Origin of the sequence: Endozoicomonas sp. ONNA1 (genome assembly GCF_024606325.1) — a bacterium.
Taxonomy (GTDB): Bacteria; Pseudomonadota; Gammaproteobacteria; order Pseudomonadales; family Endozoicomonadaceae; genus Endozoicomonas_A.
In genome coordinates this window covers 1-1,910 of record NZ_JAHHPN010000330.1, presented here as the reverse complement: position 1 = coordinate 1,910, position 1,910 = coordinate 1, and the positions used below count along the sequence as shown (strand labels likewise).

Here is a 1,910-nt window from a genome sequence, read left to right as displayed (position 1 = left end):
CACCCCGCTGTTCATCGCTGCCCAGAATGGCCATACCGACATCGTGAAACTCCTGGTCGAGGCCAAAGCAGATCTCAACACCCAGACTAACAGAGGTGCCACCCCGCTGTTCATCGCTGCCCAAGAAAATAACACCGACTGCGTGAAAGTTCTGCTCGAAGCTAAGGCTAATCTCAACGCCGCCTTGTCTAATGGCACAACCCCTCTGCTAATCGCTGCCCAGAAGGGCAATACCGACATCGTGAAACTCCTGATCGAAGCCAAAGCGAATCTCAACGCCCGGACCAAGAATGGCACCACCCCGCTGTCCATCGTTGCCCAGAATGGCCATACTGACATCGTGAAACTCCTGATCGAAGCCAAGGCCGATCTCAACGCCGCCCGGTCGGATGGTGCCACCCCACTGTTCATTGCAGCCCGGGATGGCAATACCGACTGCGTGAAAGCCCTGATCGAAGCCGGGGCAGACCTTAACGCCGCCTTGCCGGATGGCTCCACCCCACTGTTCATCGCAGCCGAGCTGGGCAATACCGACTGCGTGAAAATCCTGATCAACGCCGGGGCAAACCTCAACGCCGCCTTGCCGGATGGCTCCACCCCACTGTCCATAGCGACCGAGGTAGGCAATACCGACTGCGTGAAAGCCCTGACCGAGGTCGGGGCAAGGTAGCAAGGAAGGAAACAAAAGAGAGGCGTTATCTTATCCGGAAAAAACGGCTTCCAGGTGTTAAGGCGATCTTCAGGAAACGCTGAAAAGTCGAGGCCCTGGCAGGGCTGAAAGCTTCTCTGGAGCAGTTGAAAACTGTTAACTGCGTAACTTGCGTTATTTTCTTGATCTATCCTTCCTCTCTGTTCACCAGAATGCAAGGATAGAATGATTAAACACTTACTCTTTGCAACACCGTTGTTACTGATGACATTGTCCGTCGTCTGTCAGGCTCAAACGTTGACAAGACGTTTTGTTGTCGAGCTTGAACAGAAAACAGGTTCTCCCAACCAGAACGTTTCTATAACACCTGAACAGCACACATTGTCGGGTACTTTCTCAGACATTTCCCACACAAACGGTGATGCAAGATCAGATTTACCGTCTAATGAGAAACAAGACAGACTAAACGGTTGCAAGCTAAAAACGACCACCATTGAATCAATTTCGTGGCAATGGCTCTGCGCCACTTGTCTGCTGGTAGGTTACGAACTGATCCTGACCACCAAAAATACCCCAATGAGCTCCGCCTCTTATTCATGGTTGCCTGTAGAATTCGTTGTCACTGCTGGTTGGCTTTTAAAAAATTATTGGAATACCTACTCATCGTCGTTTAATGCGATAAAACAAAAAGAGCTGTGTCAAGTTCACCCATTGGCGGCCATCATTACGATGCCTGGCTCCGGAAATGCCCGGCAACAACACTCGCCGCCAGAGTCATCGGGACAGCGAGCTCAGGAAGTCACGGCCCGCCCTGCAGGCTCTTTCAACAGCTTCCTTTATTCTGACTCTGCCGATGGCAACGGAGACTCACAGCAACATCTGCATACTTTGGGCTTAGATTGTTTCGTCTTTCCCTGTCATGGCCTTTGTCAATTCCGGCCGTCATCCGAGAGCAGTGGGCCCACTGAGTGGTCGATAAATTCAGCAGAACATTCGACAGGCCACACAAGAACAGCGCCAGAACAAAGCTCATGCCCGCATTTAGACAATGAACATTGCCCAGGGTGCGCAAGTCATGTGACTGATACGGGTGTACTACTCATGGATGACATTGCTTGCCTCGCTAACCCCATGGATACTGACGTACCATTGGAGTCCGATCCCTGTCCTATTTGCCTGCTTCACTTCCATGGTCGTGATGCAATACCTGTGGTCCTCAAAACCCAATGTTGTGGCCACCGCTTCGATCTGGACTGTATTT

General features: G+C 51.6%; 2 protein-coding genes. Both read left to right on the top strand.

The annotated features are described in order from the left end of the window. On the top strand, positions 1 to 670 hold a 670-nt coding region (locus KDK19_RS07530; protein WP_257287732.1), incomplete at its 5' end, for an ankyrin repeat domain-containing protein. Between the two features lie 204 nt (positions 671 to 874). Further along, positions 875 to 1,910, top strand: a 1,036-nt coding sequence (locus KDK19_RS07525) for a hypothetical protein (protein WP_257291668.1), incomplete at its 3' end; no start/stop codon positions are given.